Below are 3,409 nucleotides of genomic sequence, written 5' to 3' on the forward strand. Positions count from 1 at the left end.
GGATGTTATGTACGGCGGTGTCCTACTCTCCCACACCCTGTCGAGTGCAGTACCATCGGCGCTGGAGGGCTTAGCTTCCGGGTTCGGAATGGGACCGGGCGTTTCCCCTCCGCTATGGCCGCCGTAACTCTGTGAAACTGTCACACACGGATCAGAGAAAAACCAAACCGGTTTCTCGATCCGATACAACATGTGTGTTGTTTCAGATACCGCACAGTGGACGCGTAGCTTCTTTGTGGTAAGTCCTCGGCCTATTAGTACCAGTCACCTGCACACGTTACCGTGCTTCCAGTTCTGGCCTATCAACCCGGTGGTCTGCCGGGGGCCTTACCCCCTCGAGGGGGTGAGAAACCTCATCTTGGAACAGGCTTCCCGCTTAGATGCTTTCAGCGGTTATCCCTTCCGAACGTAGCTAACCAGCAGTGCCCTTGGCAGGACAACTGGCACACCAGAGGTTCGTCCGTCCCGGTCCTCTCGTACTAGGGACAGCCTTCCTCAAGTTTCTAACGCGCGCGGCGGATAGAGACCGAACTGTCTCACGACGTTCTAAACCCAGCTCGCGTGCCGCTTTAATGGGCGAACAGCCCAACCCTTGGGACCTACTCCAGCCCCAGGATGCGACGAGCCGACATCGAGGTGCCAAACCATCCCGTCGATATGGACTCTTGGGGAAGATCAGCCTGTTATCCCCGGGGTACCTTTTATCCGTTGAGCGACACCGCTTCCACATGCCGGTGCCGGATCACTAGTCCCGACTTTCGTCCCTGCTCGACCTGTCAGTCTCACAGTCAAGCTCCCTTGTGCACTTGCACTCAACACCTGATTGCCAACCAGGCTGAGGGAACCTTTGGGCGCCTCCGTTACATTTTGGGAGGCAACCGCCCCAGTTAAACTACCCACCAGGCACTGTCCCTGAACCAGATCATGGTCCGAGGTTAGATGTCCAATACGATCAGAGTGGTATTTCAACAACGACTCCACGAACACTGGCGTGCCCGCTTCACAGTCTCCCACCTATCCTACACAAACCGAACCGAACACCAATACCAAGCTATAGTGAAGGTCCCGGGGTCTTTTCGTCCTGCCGCGCGTAACGAGCATCTTTACTCGTAATGCAATTTCGCCGAGTCTATGGTTGAGACAGCTGAGAAGTCGTTACGCCATTCGTGCAGGTCGGAACTTACCCGACAAGGAATTTCGCTACCTTAGGATGGTTATAGTTACCACCGCCGTTTACTGGGGCTTAAATTCTCAGCTTCGCTCCGAAGAGCTAACCGGTCCTCTTAACCTTCCAGCACCGGGCAGGCGTCAGTCCGTATACATCGTCTTACGACTTCGCACGGACCTGTGTTTTTAGTAAACAGTCGCTTCTCACTGGTCTCTGCGACCCCCACCAGCTCACCAAGCAAGTTGGATCACCAGCAGAGGTCCCCCTTCTCCCGAAGTTACGGGGGCATTTTGCCGAGTTCCTTAACCATAGTTATCTCGATCGCCTTGGTATTCTCTACCTGACCACCTGTGTCGGTTTGGGGTACGGGCCGTGTGAAAACTCGCTAGAGGCTTTTCTCGGCAGCATAGGATCACTGAATTCGCCTCAATCGGCTACGCATCACGTCTCAGGCTGTATGAGTGGCGGATTTGCCTACCACTCGCCCTACACGCTTACACCAGTATTACCACTGACTGGCCCAGCTACCTTCCTGCGTCACCCCATCGCTTGGCTACTACCAGCTCGGATCACGCGCATCCCCCGACCACACACCCGAAGGTGCACAGCCGGCTTCAGGGCGCTTAGCATCACTGATTCACCATTGACGCGTTCACACGGGTACGGGAATATCAACCCGTTGTCCATCGGCTACGCCTGTCGGCCTCGTCTTAGGTCCCGACTCACCCTGGGCGGATTAACCTGGCCCAGGAACCCTTGGTCATTCGGCGGACAAGTTTCTCACTTGTCTTTCGCTACTCATGCCTGCATTCTCACTCGTGCAGCCTCCACACCTGGATCACTCCGGCGCTTCCATGGCTGCACGACGCTCCCCTACCCATCCACACACCTGGCTCGTCCTCCGTAGAAAACGAGCGGGCTTATGTGAATGCCGCGGCTTCGGTGGTGTACTTGAGCCCCGCTACATTGTCGGCGCAGGATCACTTGACCAGTGAGCTATTACGCACTCTTTCAAGGGTGGCTGCTTCTAAGCCAACCTCCTGGTTGTCTTCGCGACCCCACATCCTTTTCCACTTAGTACACGCTTAGGGACCTTAGCCGGCGATCTGGGCTGTTTCCCTCTCGACTACGAAGCTTATCCCCCGCAGTCTCACTGCCGCGCTCTCACTCACCGGCATTCGGAGTTTGGCTGATTTCGGTAAGCTTGTGGGCCCCCTAGACCATCCAGTAGCTCTACCTCCGGTGAGAAACACGCGACGCTGCACCTAAATGCATTTCGGGGAGAACCAGCTATCACGGAGTTTGATTGGCCTTTCACCCCTACCCACAGCTCATCCCCTCAGTTTTCAACCTAAGTGGGTTCGGGCCTCCACGACGTCTTACCGTCGCTTCACCCTGGCCATGGGTAGATCACTCCGCTTCGGGTCTAGAACATGCCACTAAAACGCCCTATTCGGACTCGCTTTCGCTACGGCTACCCCACACGGGTTAACCTCGCGACATGCCACTAACTCGCAGGCTCATTCTTCAAAAGGCACGCCATCACCCCCCACCCGAAGGTGCAAAGGCTCTGACGGATTGTAAGCGCACGGTTTCAGGTACTATTTCACTCCCCTCCCGGGGTACTTTTCACCTTTCCCTCACGGTACTAGTCCGCTATCGGTCACCAGGGAGTATTCAGGCTTATCGGGTGGTCCCGACAGATTCACAGCAGATTTCACGGGCCCGCTGCTACTTGGGTGTTCACTACGACAGTCACCATGTTTTCGTCTACGGGACTCTCACCCTCTACGACAGGCCGTTCCAGACCACTTCGACTAACACGATGATTTCTTACTGTCGGCCGATCCGGCAGAATCGACAAAATGAATCCCACAACCCCACGCACACAACCCCTGCCGGGTATCACATGTACATGGTTTGGCCTCTTCCGCTTTCGCTCGCCACTACTCACGGAATCACGGTTGTTTTCTCTTCCTGTGGGTACTGAGATGTTTCACTTCCCCACGTTCCCTCCACACACCCTATATATTCAGGTGCGGGTAACACGACATCACTCGTGCTGGGTTTCCCCATTCGGAAATCCTCGGATCTCAGCTCGGTTGACAGCTCCCCGAGGCTTATCGCAGCCTCCTACGTCCTTCATCGGCTCCTGGTGCCAAGGCATCCACCGTACGCTCTTCATTACTTACAACAAAGATGCTCGCGTCCACTGTGCAGTTCTCAAACAACACACAAACA

2 rRNA genes are annotated in these 3,409 nt (G+C 55.5%); both read right to left on the reverse strand.

Annotated features, from left to right (window positions below):
- Positions 1-9 precede the first annotated feature (9 nt).
- Positions 10-126: ribosomal RNA gene (gene rrf / locus ACWDUM_RS28180) — 5S ribosomal RNA — on the reverse strand.
- A 108-nt stretch (positions 127-234) separates the two neighbouring features.
- Positions 235-3,362, reverse strand: a 23S ribosomal RNA gene (locus ACWDUM_RS28185).
- Positions 3,363-3,409: the final 47 nt, after the last annotated feature.

It is taken from the genome of Rhodococcus sp. NPDC003322 (assembly GCF_053589555.1).